General features: G+C 67.1%; 13 protein-coding genes. 5 read left to right on the top strand and 8 right to left on the bottom strand.

Annotation, left to right across the window (positions count from 1 at the left end; all coding sequences use genetic code 11):
- The first annotated feature begins 142 nt into the window (after positions 1–142).
- The gene (locus F3K02_RS11565; RefSeq protein WP_177135751.1) at positions 143–3,448 is read left to right on the top strand and encodes a PAS domain-containing protein; all 3,306 of its coding nucleotides are present in this window, start codon (positions 143–145) and stop codon (positions 3,446–3,448) included.
- 21 nt (positions 3,449–3,469) lie between these two features.
- On the opposite strand, the gene F3K02_RS11570 is transcribed toward F3K02_RS11565, so the two are convergent.
- Positions 3,470–4,414, bottom strand: a complete 945-nt coding sequence (locus F3K02_RS11570; protein WP_177135752.1) for an inositol monophosphatase family protein — start codon at positions 4,412–4,414, stop codon at positions 3,470–3,472.
- A gap of 230 nt (positions 4,415–4,644) precedes the next feature.
- Here F3K02_RS11570 and F3K02_RS11575 point away from each other — a divergent pair, with 230 nt between their 5' ends.
- A complete protein-coding gene (locus tag F3K02_RS11575) occupies positions 4,645–5,397 on the top strand; it encodes an RNA methyltransferase (RefSeq protein ID WP_177135753.1) in 753 nt (250 codons plus the stop codon).
- Positions 5,398–5,435: 38 nt separating this feature from the next.
- Positions 5,436–6,206 carry a serine O-acetyltransferase gene (cysE, locus tag F3K02_RS11580; protein WP_177135754.1) on the top strand — a complete coding sequence of 257 codons (771 nt, stop codon included), beginning with the start codon at positions 5,436–5,438 and terminating at the stop codon, positions 6,204–6,206.
- A gap of 1 nt (position 6,207) precedes the next feature.
- Here cysE and F3K02_RS11585 read toward each other — a convergent pair whose 3' ends face one another.
- From F3K02_RS11585 to yjgA, 5 genes are all read right to left on the bottom strand, one after another.
- Positions 6,208–8,034, bottom strand: a complete 1,827-nt coding sequence (locus tag F3K02_RS11585) for a chorismate-binding protein (RefSeq protein WP_177135755.1) — start codon at positions 8,032–8,034, stop codon at positions 6,208–6,210.
- 30 nt (positions 8,035–8,064) lie between these two features.
- Entirely contained in the window at positions 8,065–8,541 is a 477-nt protein-coding gene (locus F3K02_RS11590) for an FKBP-type peptidyl-prolyl cis-trans isomerase (protein ID WP_177135756.1), read from the bottom strand.
- A 20-nt stretch (positions 8,542–8,561) separates the two neighbouring features.
- Positions 8,562–9,557: a PDDEXK family nuclease gene (locus F3K02_RS11595; RefSeq protein WP_177135890.1), complete on the bottom strand. Its 996-nt coding sequence runs from the start codon at positions 9,555–9,557 to the stop codon at positions 8,562–8,564.
- A 67-nt stretch (positions 9,558–9,624) separates the two neighbouring features.
- Positions 9,625–10,224 carry a molybdopterin adenylyltransferase gene (gene mog / locus F3K02_RS11600; protein ID WP_177135757.1) on the bottom strand — a complete coding sequence of 200 codons (600 nt, stop codon included), beginning with the start codon at positions 10,222–10,224 and terminating at the stop codon, positions 9,625–9,627.
- A gap of 3 nt (positions 10,225–10,227) precedes the next feature.
- Positions 10,228–10,887: a ribosome biogenesis factor YjgA gene (yjgA, locus tag F3K02_RS11605; protein WP_177135758.1), complete on the bottom strand. Its 660-nt coding sequence runs from the start codon at positions 10,885–10,887 to the stop codon at positions 10,228–10,230.
- 72 nt (positions 10,888–10,959) lie between these two features.
- On the opposite strand from yjgA, the gene pmbA reads away from it, so the two are divergent.
- Both pmbA and F3K02_RS11615 read left to right on the top strand, forming a co-directional pair.
- The gene (gene pmbA / locus F3K02_RS11610; RefSeq protein ID WP_177135759.1) at positions 10,960–12,396 is read left to right on the top strand and encodes a metalloprotease PmbA; all 1,437 of its coding nucleotides are present in this window, start codon (positions 10,960–10,962) and stop codon (positions 12,394–12,396) included.
- Positions 12,397–12,467: 71 nt separating this feature from the next.
- Positions 12,468–13,355: an EamA family transporter gene (locus F3K02_RS11615; protein ID WP_177135760.1), complete on the top strand. Its 888-nt coding sequence runs from the start codon at positions 12,468–12,470 to the stop codon at positions 13,353–13,355.
- 141 nt (positions 13,356–13,496) lie between these two features.
- Here the strand turns inward: F3K02_RS11615 and F3K02_RS11620 are convergent, their stop codons facing one another.
- Both F3K02_RS11620 and lysA read right to left on the bottom strand, forming a co-directional pair.
- Positions 13,497–13,943 (bottom strand): GatB/YqeY domain-containing protein, encoded by a 447-nt coding sequence (locus F3K02_RS11620; RefSeq protein WP_177135761.1) that lies wholly within the window; start codon positions 13,941–13,943, stop codon positions 13,497–13,499.
- Between the two features lie 54 nt (positions 13,944–13,997).
- A complete protein-coding gene (lysA, locus tag F3K02_RS11625) occupies positions 13,998–15,263 on the bottom strand; it encodes a diaminopimelate decarboxylase (RefSeq protein ID WP_246309379.1) in 1,266 nt (421 codons plus the stop codon).
- Between the last annotated feature and the right edge of the window lie 2 nt (positions 15,264–15,265).

The following is a 15,265-nucleotide window of genomic DNA, read 5'->3' on the forward strand; positions in this document are numbered from 1 at the left end:
CAACGGCGGTGCGCCGGGCGGACGCAGGGTCCGGGAAATAGGCGCCTTTCCCGCCCCAGCTCCACCGACCCGGGTGCAGAAATTGAGACAGAATGCGAGGAAGTTGTCGCAGCACACCGTGTGCGAAACGCCTTTATCCTCCATGCCAGAAAACGAGACCCATCTGACGACTGGCGACTGCCCGGTCGAGACGCCTGCCTCGTCTTCCTTGGCCGCCTGTGTCACCGATCCGTCGCTTTTTGAGGCGATGTTCCTGTCCATGCCCGTGGCGGCCAGCCTGAGTCGCATGGCGGACGGCCGGCTCCTGGCCGTGAACGATGCCTGGGTTGAACTGTGTGGCGTGCCCCGCGAGGCGGCGCTGGGCCGCACGACGGTCGAGTTGGGTCACTGGGCTGACGCTGCGGACCGCGCCTGCTATGTGGCTTCGTTGTCACAGGCAGACAAGGTGGTCGATCTGCGCTTGAGCCACCACAAAACCCGGCGCATCTGTCTTCGAACCCGGCGGCTCGATATGGGTAGCGAGCCACTCTTGCTGGTGTACCTGACGGAAGTCGACAAGGAACAGGAGACCGAACTCGCCCTGCAGACGGCCAACCGGGAGCTGCAGCAACAGGTGGAACTGCACGGCGCCATCGAAGAGCTCGCGTGCGTGGGCCACTGGACCAATGCCCCCAACGACCAGGACGTGCTCTGGTCACCCGGTCTGTTCGCCATCACCGGCCTGGATCCAACACCCTTGATGAGCCGCCGCGAAGGCCGCTCCGGCATCCACCCGGAGGACATGCCGGCCTGGCAACGCGCGCGCGAGGCCAAAGACGGTCGCGAGGTGGAATACCGCTGGCAGCGGCCCGATGGCCAGCAGCGCTGGTTGCGCACCCGCATCAGCCAGACCGCGGTAGCGGGCAATCCGCAGACCGACTTCGGTGTGGTCCAGGACATCACGGCCGAGCGCGAAGCCACCCAGGCGCTGGCGGGCCAGCTGCGGTTCATCCAGAACATCGCGGCCCGGGTGCCGGGTCTGGTGTACCAGATACGCCGATACCCCGACGGCAGCAGCACGATTCCGTATGTGAACGACGCGGTGCACGAGATGGTGGAACTGGACCCCAACGACCTCGCGCGCGACGCCAGACTCTTTTATGAACGGGTGCACCCGGACGATCTTCCGCAGATGGTGGCGTCCCTGGATGCGTCCGCGCGCGATCTCACCCTGTGGCGGCAGGTCTATCGCATCCAGTTGCCCCGCGCAGGGCTGCGCTGGTACAGCGCGGAGGCGGTGCCGCAGCGCGAGGCCGATGGGTCGGTGCTCTGGCACGGATTCACTTTCGACGTCACCGAGGCCCGGATCGCGGCCCAGGCACTGGAGCGCCAGCACCGCATGCTCGACGCGGTGCGCCAGGCGCAAGCGGTTTTCATCGAAGCCGATGACAAGCGGCATGCCTTTGAAGGTTTGCTGGACGCGTTCCTGAGCGTGACCGGCAGCGGCTACGGGTTCGTGGGCGAGGTGATGTACGACATGCGCGAGCAGCCCTACCTCAAGACCCACGCCATCACCGACATCGCCTGGGACGAAGCCTCGCGGCGCCTGTACGACGCGCAGGTCGATGCGGGCATGGAGTTCCGCAACCTCAAGACCCTGTTCGGCCACGCCATGCTCACCGGCGAGACGGTGATCGCCAACGACCCGGCCCACGATCCCCGATCGGGTGGACTGCCTTTCGGCCACCCGGACATGACGAGCTTTCTGGGCATTCCGATCGCTGTGGGCGACCGCCTGGTCGCGATGGTCGGTCTGGCGAACCAGCCCGGTGGTTACAGCCCCACCGATGTGGAGTTTCTGCAGCCGCTGCTGGGCGCCGTGCGCCAGCTGGTGCTGGCCTGGCGCGGGCATGCCGAACGCAAGCGGGCGCGCCTGCAGTTCCAGGCCACGAGTGCCCTGCTGGTCGAAAAAAGCGCAGCGCTGCAAGTGACGTTCGACAGCATGAGCCAGGGGCTGACCATGGTGGACTCGGACGGGCGGGTGCGGTTCTACAACCAGCGCATGCTGGCGCTGCTGGACCTGCCGGAGGCGTTGCTGGCCAGCCAGCCGCTCTTCAGCGAGGTGGCGGCGTTTCAGGTGAACCGGGGCGATTTTGGGGAAGACCTGAGCCTGGTGGATGTCTCGCTCCGGGCCGTTCTCGGGCAGGAGCCGCGAGTGGTGCCACCCGAGACGTATCTGCGGCGCACACACGACGGCCGGGTGCTGGAGATTTACACCCGCATGCTGCCCGAGGGAGGCATGGTGCGCACCTACACCGATGTCACCTCCTATGTCGAAACCGAGGACGCCCTGCGCGAGGAGCGGCAGCGGCTGCAGTGGGTGCTGGAGGCCACGCGTCCGGGCATCTGGGAAACCAATATCGAGACCTGGGCCATGACGATCAACGACCGTTGGGCCGAGATGCTGGGCTACACGGTCGAGGAACTGCAGCCCACCACGTTCGACACCTGGCGCGATCTGGTTCACCCCAGGGATCTGGAGCGGGCGCAGCGGGTGTTGCAGCGGCACTGGTCGGGCGAGTTGCCCTACTACGAGTGCGACGTCCGGATGCGCCACAAGGCGGGTCACTGGGTCTGGATCAACGACCGCGGCCGGGTTCACCGGCGCGATGACAGTGGCAAGGCGCTGTACATGTCGGGCACCCACCTCGACATCTCCGACCGGGTGGCTGCTCAGGAAGAAGTGCGTGCGCTCAACGCCACCCTGGAGCGGCGCGTGGCCGAGCGCACCGCCGAACTGGAGCGCTCCATGAAGGACATGGAGGCGATCTCGTACTCCATCGCGCACGACCTGCGCGCGCCGCTGCGCTCGGTCAACGGCTTTGCGTCGCTGATCGCGGAAGAAGAGGGCGAGCACCTGAGCCCGCTGGCTCGCGACATGTTCGGGCGCATCGCCCGCTCGTCGCGCAGCATGGGCCAGATGATCACCGACATGCTGGAGCTGCTGCGCGTGGTGCGGGTGGATCTGGACGCCGTGCCGGTGGACATGAATGCGCTGGCGCACTCGGTGGTCGATACCCTGGCGCCCGATGTACCGCAGGCGCGCATCGATCTGCAGCCTTTGCCCGCGGTCATGGGCGACGCCACCTTGCTGCGGCAGGTGCTCGTCAATCTGATGGACAACGGGCTGAAGTACTCACGCCACCAGGCGCGGCCCGAGCTGGTGCTGGGCTTTGACGCGGAGCGGCAGGCCTTTTACCTGCGTGACAACGGCATGGGTTTCGACATGGCCCATGCCGGCAAGCTGTTCGGCCTGTTCCAGCGCCTGCATGCGGGCTCCGAGGTGCCGGGCACCGGCGTCGGCCTGGCCATCGTGGCGCGCATCATCGAGCGCCACGGCGGACGCATCTGGGCCAACGCAACGGCGGGGGCAGGCGCCACGTTCTGGTGGACGTTGCCTCTGCGCTGAGGCCCTTGAGGCCTCGCGGCTTCAGAAGGGAGCGGCTTGCTCGGTGGGCGGGGCATCGTCCCCAGACGGCTCGTTGTGGCCGCTGGCATCAGCTTCTTCGGTCGAAGCCGCGAGCGGGCCTCTGGCCTGACGCACAGCCGCCTTGTCGCCCGCGCTGGCGAACTTGCTGTACTTGCCGATCGTGCTGACGAGCTGGCCGTAGATCTTGGGGTTGGCGGCCAGGCATTCCTTCTGTTCCAGGAAGTTGGCTTCGCCGGTGAAGTTGCCGACCAGGCCACCGGCTTCGGTCACCAGCAGCGCGCCCGCGGCCACGTCCCAGGGCGAAAGGCCCATTTCAAAGAAGCCGTCGGTGAAGCCGGCGGCCACATAGGCCAGGTCGAGCGCGGCCGAGCCGGGGCGGCGCACGCCAGCGCACTTGGGCATCACGTCGCCCAGCATCTGCATGTAGGTCGGGAAGGCATCGCCCGGGCGGAACGGAAAACCGGTGGAGAACAGGCACTCGCGCATGGCGATGCGCTTGGCCACGCGGATGCGGCGGTCGTTCATGTAGGCGCCGCGCCCGCGCGTGGCGCAGAAGAGGTCGTTGCGGCTCGGGTCGTAAATGACGGCCTGTTCCAGCTTGTTGCCCACCATGAGCGCGATGCTCACGCAGTAGACCGGGAAGCCGTGGATGAAGTTGGTGGTGCCGTCCAGCGGGTCGATGATCCAGACATGGTCTGCGCCACCGTGTTTGCCATCGCGCTTGCCCGACTCTTCGGCCCAGATGGCGTGGTCGGGGTAGGCGGTGAGCAGGGTGTCGATGATCGCGGCTTCGGCCGCGTGGTCGACTTCGGTCACGAAATCGTTGGTCTGCTTGGCCGAGACCCGGACCGACTCCACGTCCAGCGCGGCGCGGTTGATGATGGTGCCGGCAAGGCGAGCGGCCTTGATGGCCACGTTGAGCATGGGGTGGAGTGTGGACGACATAAGTTGTGAACCTTTGCGCCGCAGCGGGCTGCGAGCGTGACAGTGGAAGAGCGGGAAGGCTGGACCCCAGGCGATGCGGGGCAGCGACAATCGGGGATTTTACCGTTTCAACACACCAAACACCTCACCGGAGCAAGTGCCCCACCCAGCACACACCGCAGAACTGGCTTTGCCAGGCTGCTGGTGTGGCCCCCTGGGGGGTGACGCGAAGCGGCGCGGGGGGATTCCAAATGAAGACGAGATTCATCCTGATCCAGACCAGCCACGCCGGCAACGTGGGCGGCACCGCGCGCGCCATGAAGGTGATGGGTTTTGACGACCTGGTGCTGGTGGCACCGCGCTGGGCCAACGTCTTGCGGCGCGAAGAGACCATCCAGCGCGCCAGCGGCGCCAACGACGTGCTGACCAAGGCGCGCATCGTGGACACGCTGGACGAAGCGCTCGACGGCATAGAGCATCTGTGCGCCACCGCCATGACGCCGCGCGACTTCGGCCCGCCCACGCGCCACCCGCGCGAACACTTTGCCGCGCTGCTGGGCACACCCGAAGCCCCTGCGTCCACCCGCCCCGGCGGCGTGGCCTTCCTCTTCGGCTCCGAGCGCTTTGGCATGCGCAACGAGGACGTCTACCGCTGCCACGCCTGCCTGAGCATTCCCACCGATCCGCAGTTTGGCTCGCTCAACCTGGCCGCCGCGGTGCAGTTGATCGCCTACGACTGGCGCCAGGCGCTGGGCGGCTACGCCCTGCCACCCGCCAGCGCGCCCGAACGCCCGCTGGCCGACGCCAAGGCCCTGGCCGGCATGCTGCAACACCTGGAGCAGGCGCTGGTGGCGGTGGACTTTCTGGACCCCGAGGCGCCGAAAAAGCTCATGCCGCGCCTGAACCAGCTTTTCAACCGCGCTGCACCGACCGAAGAAGAAATCCACATCCTGCGTGGTGTGGCCAAGGCCATGCTGCAGACCGCCGCGCAGGCAAAGCGCTAGACTGGCCGACCCGATACAGAAAACCGACGGCCCGTTCCATGTTTGCCCGACTCCGCTCCGACATCCAGTGCATCCTCGAGCGCGACCCCGCGGCGCGCAGCACCTGGGAGGTCATCACCTGCTACCCCGGTCTGCACGCCGTCTGGCTGCACCGCCCGGCGCACTGGTGCTGGACGCATGGCTTCAAGTGGCTGGGGCGTTTCACCTCGCACATCGCGCGCTGGCTGACCGGCATCGAGATCCACCCGGGCGCGAAGATCGGCGACCGGGTGTTCTTCGACCACGCCATGGGCACGGTGGTCGGCGAGACGGCCGAAATCGGTGACGGCTGCACCATCTACCAGGGCGTGACGCTCGGCGGCACCTCGCTCTACAAAGGCGCCAAGCGGCACCCGACGCTGGGCAGGGACGTGGTGGTCAGCGCGGGCGCGAAAGTGCTGGGCGGTTTCGAGGTGGGCGACGGCGCCAAGATCGGCAGCAACGCGGTCGTGATCAAGCCGGTGCCCGCGGGCGCCACGGCGGTTGGCATTCCGGCGCGCATCATTCCGAGCAAAACCGGCGAGAGTGCCGACGTGACCGAAGCGCACCCGAAGTTCCAGGCCTACGGCATCACGCAGGAAGACGACCCGCTGTCGCAGGCGATGCGTGGGTTGATCGACAGCGCTTCCGGACAGGAGCATCAGATTGCCTTGCTGTGGCAGGCGATCGAGAAACTGTCTTCGCAGCAGAAGGGCGACTGTGTGCCTTCGGATGCGGCTCGCAGCGAGTGCTTCGAGGCCGAGAAGCTGAATCAGCTGGTGGGCAAGTAAATCACGCGCCGCGCGGTGCGTTGGCCGATTCCGGTGGCGCGTCCGCACCCGGCACCAGCACCGCATCCAGCCAGCCCCTGAGGCCGTTGAAGAAGGCCAGGCCCTGCGCCCGCGCCAGGTCCCCGGTGGTGAGCACCGCCTCGCCGAGGCGTTCTTCGACCAGCAACGCGGCCCGGTAGGTTCCTGCCAGCAGTCCGCTGGAGAGCGCGGGCGTGAGCCACACGCCGTCGAGCCGAATCGCCACGTTGCCCCGGGTGAACTCGGTGATCTCACCGCGCTCGTTGACCAGCAGGTGGTCGAACACCGCCGGGTCCGTGGGGGCCAGTGCCTCGTAGTGCGCGCGCCGTGTGGTCTTGTACCGGATGAACTCCTGCAACTCACCGCCCGTGGGCAGGGGTGCGGGCGCCAGCGCCACGCGCACCGGCTGTGCCGTGTCGGCCATGGGGAAGGCCTGCACATCGATCGCGCCCTGGGCGTCCACGGTCAATCGCACGCGCCACAGGTCCTTGGCATGTCCCTCGGCCTGTCGTGAAAGGCGCTCACGCAGCACGGACGGATCGCAGGGGTAACCGAAGTGGCGGGCGCTGTCCTGCAGGCGCTGCAGGTGGCGTTCCAGCAACCAGTACTCGCCGTCTTCCAGGCGCAGGGTTTCCAGCAGCGAGAAGGGTTCGCTCGCCCGGTGCAGGAGGTGGCTCTTGGTCATCAGTTCATCCCATTCGGAGGCAGGGTCGGCGTAGACGGTCAGCCCGCTGCCCACGCCATAGCGGGCCTGCCACGCCGGGGGCGTGACCGGGTCGTGATGCAGCGCCAGGGTGCGGATCGGCACGTTGAAGGTGGCATGCCCACCGGGGCGGACCACGCCGAGCGCGCCGCAGTAGAAGCCGCGGGGCCCGGACTCCAGCCGGGTGATCCAGCGCATGGCCTGCCGCTTGGGGGCGCCGGTGATGCTGCCGCAGGGAAAGAGGGCGCGGAACACGTCGGTGAGCGTGGTGCCCCCACGGGCCTGGGCCGAGAGGCTGGAGGTCATCTGCCAGACCGAGGGCCATGCCTCGGCCTCCATCAGCCGGTCCACCCGCACCGAGCCCGGCCGCGCGATCCGGTTCAGGTCGTTGCGCAGCAGGTCCACGATCATGACGTTTTCGGCGCGTTCCTTGGCGCTGGCCAGCAGGCGCTCGCGGGCCGCCGCGTCCAGGACGGGGTCGCCCTCCCGGCCCGCGGTGCCCTTCATGGGGCGGCACTGCAGGCGGCTACCTTGCGCGTCGGGTTGCCAGTCGAAAAACAGCTCGGGTGAAGCGCTCAGGACATGCCGGTGGGCGCCGTCCAGCCACAGCAGGTAACCCTCGGGTTGCCGCGCGCGCAGGGCTTGCATCCAGGCCGAGGGTTCGCCGGTGAGCGTGCCTGCCAGGGCCGTGGTCAGGTTGATCTGGTAGCAGTCGCCCGCGGCCATGGCCTGCTGAGCGCGCTCCACTTGGGCCAGGTAGTGCGCGCGCGATTCGGGCAGGGTCCAGCGCGCCGCGCGGGGCCGGTCCGACAAGGGGAGGGGTGTGGTCAGCGGGGCCTCGTACACGCCGAACCAGACCAGCGGCCAGCGGGGATCGGGTGCCAGGACGGGCAGCGAGGCATCGAAGGCCGGCGCGGCCTCGTAGGCCAGACCGCCCACGCACCAGCGGCCCGCCTCCGCATGGGCCTGTACCCGCTCCACGGCTTCGAGCACATCGGCCAGGGACCAGGCCTCAACGACCTCGATGGGCTGGTCAAAGCTGGCCCGCAAGCGGCCCCCCGACACCGCCTGCGGGGCCGTGTCCGGGAAATCGATGACGGCGCGCAAGGTGGGGGAAAGGGGCCGGTCTCGCGACGCTCAGTGGTGATGGCCGTGCGCGCCATGCGCGTGGCCGTGGGCGACTTCTTCGGCCGACGCGGCCTGCACGTCCACCACCTTCACCGCAAAGCGCAGCACCTGCCCGGCCAGCGGATGGTTGCCGTCCAGGTGCACCGTGTCACCCTTGATTTTCTTGACGGTGAAGACCTGCTCACGACCCTGGTCGTCGGTGCCCTGCAGCTGACCACCCACCTTCACGCCGGGCGGGAACTCGCTCTTGGGAATGCTGTGCACCAGGCTTTCATCGCGCGCGCCAAAGGCGTCTTCGGGCTGCAGCACCAACTGGGCCGAAAAGCCCTTCTCCTGGCCTTCCAGCGCCTTCTCGATGCCGGGCAGGGTGTTGTTGTAGCCGCCATGCAGGTAGGCACGAGGCTCCTTGCCGTCCTCCAGCAATTTGCCCTGCGCATCGGTGGCGCGGAAGGTGATGGTGACGATGGTGTCTTTGGTGATTTTCATGGGGTTCGTTCTGGGTTGGGTCAGACGATGCTGGCCAGGTGGCGAGGCAAGGTCTGCAGGCTGACAAAGGTGAGGTCGTACATGGCAGTGAGGCTGCTCGCCTGTTCATCGGTGATGTCCGTCGAACAGATGATGAATCGGCTGCGCTCGACGCCCAGGCGCTTGCGCAGGCGTTGGTACTTGTCGATATCTCGGCGGAATTCACCAGACTTGCATTCGATACAGATCGGCGACTGGCCAGCGGGCAGCGCCACGACATCGAGTTCATGCACATCCTCGTTGGGGAACAGCACGTTCACGCCCCGAGCGCAAGAGAAGGCCAGTTTCTTGTTCTGCAAGGATTCCAGCAGCTCCAGCAGCGCATACCACTCCAGCCAGGCACCTGCAAAAAACTGGCGTACCTTGGGCGCTGGCTGCAGTGAAAGCCGAACCACCTTCTCCTGCTTTTGGTAGAAGTAGCGTGAGAACAGCGTGTGGCTGTAGAGCTGCCTGCACAGGTTGTTCAAAGCCTGCGCGTCCTTCTGACTCATGCCCGTGAGGTCGATGTTGAGCCCGGTGTGACTCTTGCGATAAGCGTAGGCAACCCGCTGGACGAGCTCACCATACAGGTCGTATTGACGCCCGATCTGCTGCGCAGCTTCATCAAAATAGCCGCTCGTATCCACATTGCTGTGGTCGAACTGGGCTTCAATCTGAAGCGATTTGAGCCACTTCTCAATGGGCGCGTGTTGCGCTGCCGTGGCCAGGTTGTCGTTGTTGCCCGCCTCTTCCCCGGCTTCTGCCACGGAGGCTTCTTCTGGCGCCGTGGCCGTGCCATTTTCAGGATATCGCCGTTCTTCGGCTTGCAGGGCCTTGACCTCCCGCATGGCCGCCGCGTAGCGCTCAATCAACTTGCGGACGTAGAACGCCGTATCAAAGACAGAGCAGGGCGCCTGGCACGCGGAACATGGCACTTGTGTGCCAGCGACGGGCGATTCGCTCACATGGCCGCACTGGTTGCAGCGATAGACAGGCATAGAAACTTCCCTGAAACCGGTTTTTTTTGTCTTGACAATGCCCGTGGTGCGTAAAGGCAGATGGCCCTCAGCGAGCCGGACGAACGGCGTTTTTTGGTCGCCAGGCCTTGCAAACCTCGTCATTGGTTTCCAGGTAGGGTCCCTCGATCAGGTCGATGCAATAGGGCACGGCGGTGAAGATGCCGTTGACCTTTTGGCTGCCATCCGGGTTTTTCAGGCCTTCCAGCGTCTCGGCGATCGCCTTGGGCTGGCCCGGCAGGTTGATGATCAGGCTTTTGTCTCGGATTACGGCCACCTGGCGCGACAGGATGGCGGTGGGCACGAAGGCCAGGCTGATCTGGCGCATCTGCTCGCCAAAACCGGGCATCTCCTTGTGCGCCACGGCCAGCGTGGCCTCGGGCGTCACGTCGCGCTTGGCCGGGCCGGTGCCGCCGGTGGTGAGCACCAGGGCGCAGCCGGCGTCCACCAGTTCGATCAGCGTCGCGCTGATCGTGGCCTGTTCGTCGGGGATCAGGCGCGGCTCGAAGGTGATCGGGTTTTTCAAGGCACGCGTGAGCCAGTCCTGCAGCGCCGGCAGGCCCTTGTCTTCGTAGACGCCGCTGCTGGCGCGGTCGCTGATGGAAACGATGCCGATGCGCACCGGATCGTGGTTGAGGTGGTCGGTCATGGATCAGTCTTCCTGGGTGTCGTCGGCGCCGTCCGCCGATTCGTCGGCGGGGGTGAGGGCGGTGCGCACGGTCTGGAAAATCTCGCGGTAGGCCTTGCCGTGGCGCAGGGCTTCACCCGGGCGCTCGGTGATGGCCTGTGCGTCTTTGCGCGCCTGGCGGATCAGGGCGCGCAGGTGCTGCACGTCGGCCGCCGGGTCCTGCTCCAGCCAGCGCGTGAGCGCGTTGTCGTCGGCGATCAGCTTGTCGCGCCACTGTTCGGCCTGGTGCAGCGCGAGCGTGGCCTGGGCCGAAGGCTTGCGCTGTTCTTCCATGGCTGCTTCGATGGCGGCCACGGTGGCTTCGTCGAGCTTGCGCATGAGCTTGCCGATGAACTGCATCTGGCGGCGCCGGCCTTCGAAGTTGGTGATGCGTTTGGCATCGTTCACGGCATCCACCAGCTTCTCGGGCAGACCGTTGTTTTCGATCAGGCGCGTCATCAACCCCGCGTTGAGCGTGAGCAGGTTTTCGCCGAGCAACTGGAGGCGGTCGCTCTCCTTCTTCAGGTCGGTCTTGCTCATGTCGACCGAACCCTTGAGCTCGCGTTTGAGCTCCAGGTCGAGTTCGCTGCCCTCGGCAACGAACTGGCCACGGACGAAATAGCCTTTGGTGGGTTTGCGGGACATCGGGTTTCTTCAAATGGGCTTGTGCAGGGCCTGCAGCAGCCAGAGGGGGCGGCAAGTATCATAGCCGTCGACATGAAAAAAGCCCCCAACACCCCGTCCCAAGCCCTTTCTTCTTCCGCCGCCCATGCCAGCCAGCCGCTCGCGGGCTTCCAGTACGCCCGGAGCCAGTTCGAGGAACTGGTCGACATGGCGCTTGGGCACGCCAAAAAGCTGGGTGCCTCTGACGCGGGCGCCGAGGTGTCCGAAGGGGCGGGCTTGAGCGTGAGCGTGCGCAAGGGCGAGCTGGAAAACGTGGAGCGCAACCGCGACAAGTCGCTCGGCGTGACCGTCTACCTGGGGCAGAAGCGCGGCAACGCGTCCACCTCCGATTTTTCGCCCGACGCGATCCGCCAGACGGTGCAGGCGGCCTACGACATCGCCCGCTTCACCGCCGAAGACCCGGTGGCCGGCCTGCCCGACCCGGAAGACATCGCCGACAGCTACCCCGACCTGGACCTGTTCCACCCCTGGGCGATCAACTCCGAAGACGCGCTGCGCATCGCGCTCGAATGCGAGGCCGCGGCTTTCGCCACCAGCAAGAAAATCAGCAACAGCGAAGGCGCCGGCGTGTCGGCCCAGCAGTCGCACTTTTTCACCGCCCACATGCGCGGCGGTGAACGCGGCAAGCCCGGCATCTTCAGCGGCGGCTACGCCAGCTCGCGCCACAGCCTGTCGGTGGCGCCCATCGCCGGCAAGGGGGCCAACATGCAGCGCGACCACTGGTACAGCTCGATGCGCGCCCCCGAAGACCTGGCCAGCCCGCAGGCCGTGGGCCGCTACGCCGCCGAGCGCGCGCTGGCGCGTCTGAACGGCCGCAAGATCGCCACCACCGAATGCCCGGTGCTGTTCGAGTCGCCGCTGGCTGCGGGACTGCTGGGCGGCTATGTGCAAGCCACCAGCGGCGGCGCGCTTTACCGCAAGACCACCTTCCTGGCCGACAGCCTGGGCAAACGCGTGATGGCCAGACACCTCGACATCGTCGAAGACCCGCATGTCATCAACGGCAAGGGCAGCGCGCCGTTTGACGACGAAGGTGTGCGCACACAGAAACGCAAGGTGCTCAGCGCCGGCAAGGTGCTGGGCTACTTTCTCTCCACCTACTCGGCGCGCAAGCTCGGCATGCGCACCACCGGCAACGCGGGCGGCTCGCACAACCTCGTGCTCACCAGCCGCCTGACCCAGCCCGGTGACGACCTCAAGGCCATGCTGAAGAAGCTGGGCCGCGGCCTGTTCGTCACCGAGTTGATGGGGCAGGGCGTGAACTACGTGACCGGCGATTACTCGCGCGGTGCGTCCGGGTACTGGGTGGAAAACGGCGAAATCGCCTACCCGGTGCACGAGATCACCATCGCCGGCAACCTGAAGGACATGTTCCAGGGCATCGAGGCCGTGGGCGCCGACGCCTACAACTACGGTGCCAAGACCGTGGGCTCGATCCTCGTGAACCGCATGAAGGTGGCGGGCAGCTGATGCCTGGCGGATTCCTGGCCTTCGGCGGGCGCTCGCTGGCGACCGATCTGGCGGTTTTCGGCTGAGGGGCTGTGCGTCCCGAAGTCCTGGCCCTGTTCGCGGCCGCCTGCTGGGCGATCTCCAGTCTGTTCTCTGCACCGCCAGCCCAGCGTCTGGGTGCATTCGCGTTCAGCCGCTGGCGCATGCTGTTTGCCAGCGCCATCCTGTGGGCGCTGGCGGTGGCCAGTGGCGGCTGGCGCAGCCTCGATCCCTCGGCCTTCTGGCTGCTCGGCGTGTCGGGTGTGATCGGCATCTTCATCGGTGACACCGCGCTGTTCGCCTGCATGAACCGGCTGGGGCCTCGGCGCTCGGGCGTGCTGTTCGCCTGTCACGCGCTGTTTTCCGGCGTGCTGGCCTGGGCCTGGCTGGGCGAGGTGCTCTGGGGCTGGGCGCTGCTGGGCAGCAGCCTGCTGGTGGGTGGCGTGATGCTGGCCATCGTCTGGGGCAAGCGCGACGACGAATCGCACCGCTGGGAGCAGACGCGCGGCCGGCTGGCGGTGGGTGTGGCGCTGGGCCTGCTGGCCGCGCTGTGCCAGTCGGTCGCCACGCTCATGCTCAAGCCGCTCATGAGCACCGGCATCGACGCCGTGGCCGCTTCGGCGGTGCGCATGACGCTGGCGCTGGCTGCACACGGGCTGTTGCTGGCGGCAGGCTGGCCGGCGGCGCGGGCCCGGGCACCGGTGCGCTGGAAAGACGCCTGGCTCACGTTCCTGAGTGCCGCGGTGGCCATGGCGCTGGGCATGACGCTGATCCTGCAGGCCATGCGCCACGGCCAGGCCGGGCTGGTGGCCGTGCTCTCGTCGGTGACGCCGATCCTGATCCTGCCGCTGCTGTGGCTGGTCTACCGCCGCCGCCCGGCGGTCGGGGCCTGGAGCGGGGCGGTGCTGGCGGTCGCGGGGACGGCGCTGATCCTGCGCTGAATGGGCCCACCCCTGCCGCGCTGCGCGCGACCCCCTCTCAAGGGGGCAGCGCGATGCGGCCCGGCAAAGCCGGTTCCGCCGCGCTCTGGGAGGGAGGCACTTCGCTTCGGTCGGCTGTGCCCGCGCTGACGGGGAAAAGGGTCAGCCCGCGAGGGCGGCCTTCACCGCGGCCGAGACCTGGCCCATGTCGGCCTTGCCGGCCAGGCGGGTCTTGACCGTGCCCATGACCTTGCCCATGTCGCCGGGGCCGGTGGCGCCCAGCTCGGTCACGATGGCCTTGACCTCGGCGGCCACTTCTTCGGCCGACAGTCGCGCGGGCAGGTAGGCCTGCAGCACCTTGATTTCGGCGGACTCCTTGTCGGCCAGGTCCATGCGGTCGGCCTTGGTGAAGGCTTCGACGCTGTCCTTGCGCTGCTTGATCAGCTTGTCGACGATGGCGATGACCATGGTGTCGTCCAGCTCCACGCGTTCGTCCACTTCCTTCTGCTTCATCGCGGCGGTCAGCAGGCGGATGGTGCCCAGGCGCTCGCTGTCCTTGGCGCGCATGGCGGCCTTCATGTCTTCGGTGATCTGTTCTTTCAGGCTCATGGTGTGCTCTCGTTCAATCGCAAAACCTGCGATTTTCGCAGACGGTCTTGTGGATCAGGTGTTTTCGAGCGCCAGCAGCTCGTCCACCGTCTGCCGGCGCCGGATCAGGCGCTGCGCATCGCCGTCCACCAGCACCTCCGCTGCCAAAGGCCGGGTGTTGTAGTTGCTGGACATGGACGCGCCGTACGCGCCCGCGTCGTGCAGCACCAGCAGGTCGCCCACGCGGGCTTCGGGCAGCTCGCGCGTGAGCACCACGCCGCCTTCGGCCTGGGTGAACACGTCGCCCGATTCGCACAGCGGGCCGGCGACCACCGTCTCCACCGTGGCGCGAGGCGTTTGATCGGCCGGGATCAGGCTCATGCCGTGGAAGGCGCCGTACATGGACGGGCGCATCAGATCCGAAAAGCCCGCGTCCACCAGGGTGAAGCGGTTGCCGCCCATGGGCTTGGTGGCGCGCACCTCGGTCAGCAACACGCCGGCCTCGGCCACCAGGTAGCGGCCGGGTTCGATCTCCAGGTGAACCGCGTGGCCGAGGTGGGCGGCGATCTCGCGCCGCGCCGCGTCCCAGAGGCTGAAGTAGTGCGCGGTGTCGATGGGCGCTTCACCCTCGCGGTAGGGGATGGACAGGCCGCCGCCGGCCGAGATGGCTTGCATATCCGCGCCGCAGCTTTTCACCAGATCCACCATGGCGCTGCACACCTGCTGCAGGTGGCCGTAGTCCACGCCCGAGCCGATGTGCATGTGCAGGCCCACGAGCTGCAGACCGTGCTGTGCCACCGCGGCCAGCGCGGCGGGCAGTTCGGTGTGCCAGATGCCGTGTTTGCTGTGTTCGCCGCCGGTGTTGGTCTTGTTGCTGTGGCCGTGGCCGAAACCGGGGTTGATGCGCAGCCAGACCGGGTGGCCCGGTGACACCGCGCCCAGCTGGTGCAGCATGTCGATGGAACCGGCGTTCACCGGCACGCGGTGCTGCACCACGGTGGCCAGCGTGGCGGCGTCGAACAGGTCGGCGGTGAAGACGATGCCGGAGGCACCCTGGGCATCGGGCGCCGCGGTGTAGCCGGCCGCGAGGGCTCGCAGGATCTCGCCGCGCGACACCGCGTCGACCACCACACCCTGCTCGCGCATCAGCCGCAGCAGGTGGGTGTTGGAGTTGGCCTTCTGGGCGAAACGGATGGTGTCGAAGGCACGCAGTTCGGCGATGCGCTGGCGGATGGTGGCCGCGTCGTAGACCCACAGCGGGGTGCCGTGCTGGCGGGCGAGGGTCTGGAGGAGGGCGGGGGCAAAGGGATTCATGCCGCCGATGATCCGGGTTTCATTCATAT

Source organism: Hydrogenophaga aromaticivorans (genome assembly GCF_013387465.1).
Classification (GTDB): Bacteria; Pseudomonadota; Gammaproteobacteria; order Burkholderiales; family Burkholderiaceae_C; genus Hydrogenophaga; species Hydrogenophaga aromaticivorans.